This is a genomic window from Streptomyces sp. NPDC059037, assembly GCF_042740015.1.
In the GTDB taxonomy this organism is placed as follows: domain Bacteria; phylum Actinomycetota; class Actinomycetes; order Streptomycetales; family Streptomycetaceae; genus Streptomyces.
This window is the reverse complement of the sequence record NZ_JBHYIG010000478.1, coordinates 1-1270: the sequence shown is the minus strand read 5'-3', so window position 1 is coordinate 1270 and position 1270 is coordinate 1. Positions and strand designations below refer to the sequence as shown.

At 67.5% G+C, this 1270-nt stretch carries 1 protein-coding gene; it reads left to right on the top strand.

What is annotated here, in order from left to right; translation table 11 throughout:
* Positions 1-289 precede the first annotated feature (289 nt).
* Positions 290-826 (top strand): hypothetical protein, encoded by a 537-nt coding sequence (locus ACFWY6_RS44830; protein ID WP_384703523.1) that lies wholly within the window; start codon positions 290-292, stop codon positions 824-826.
* Positions 827-1270 lie beyond the last annotated feature (444 nt).

Sequence of the window (1270 nt, the reverse complement as noted above, 5' to 3'; positions counted from 1 at the left end):
GGGCGGTGCCCCACAATGGGTGCGGACGACCCCCGGTTTTGCTAACCGGGGATCGTCTGCTACGTATCGCCCTGCAGCCCAGGCGGGTGCTTCAAGCGGCGCGCCTTGGACGGGCAGCGCGTAGTGCTCTGTACGTTCTGGCGCAAGGGGAGGGCAGACAACCGCCGAGAGGAATCCGCGTGCTGAGCACCCCCCGAGCCAACGACCACGCCCCCTACAGCAAGAGGCCCGTCGGCTCGTATCGCAGGACCAGGGTCTGAGTCGATAGCACGAAGCCAGACACGCGGTGGTGACCGAACGCCTGCGCTGGACTGATGTACCGGGAGTGGCTGTCCGGGCTATCGAAGAGAAGACCGGGCCGATTGTCGACGTGACGCCTGTTGAAGGCGGGTTCAACAGCGAGATCGCCGTGCGCGTGGATACCGCCAGCGGACCGGTGTTCGTCAAAGGGCTACGTGCGGAGCACCCCCGGGTCTGGACGCAGCGCCTGGAGGCGCAGATCGCCGCGTTGACGGACGGCCTCGCTCCCCGGCTGCTCTGGCGCCTGGAGGCGGCCGGTTGGGATCTCCTTGGCTTCGAATTCGTCAGCGCGCGCCCTGCGGACTTCTCCGAGGGGTCACCGGATCTGCCCCTGCTCGCTGACACGCTTACTGCCCTGGGCCGCCTTCAGGCGCCAGATCTCGATCTCAAGCGGGCCGAGGACCGGTGGCGGCCGTACGTTGATGAGGAGGACGTACTCCGGTTCTTCGCAGGAAACTCGCTGTGCCACACCGATTTCAAATCCGGAGAACGTGCTGGTGGCTGGCGGACGGGTACGGCTGGGTGACTGGGCATGGGCCACGGTAGGAGCACCTTGGATCGACTCCGCCGTCTGCGCGGTCTGGCTGATTGCGACCGGCAAGCAATCCCCGCGCGAGGTTGAGGCGTGGACCGCGCGAATTCCGGCTTGGCGCACCGCGCCGATCGAAGCCGTCGCAGCCTTCACGGCAGCCAACGCCTGCATATGGCAGGAGATCGCTAAGGACGCCCCGGGCGACTGGTCATCGAGCTTAGCTGCAGCGGCGACGCAATGGGCGCACCATCACGGCGCGGCATGAGCCGAGGAGTTGACGAGAGCCCGACTTAGGGCCTGTCGCTCCGATCACGAGAACCGGGCGTGGGGTGGTGCCGCCCGCCCCCCCCCCCCACCCCCCCCAGACGCCAACGGCCCGGGTGGGCAACGTCCCCGGGAAAAACAGAGGTGCCCCAAGGCCCGCCAGGAATGAGAGAC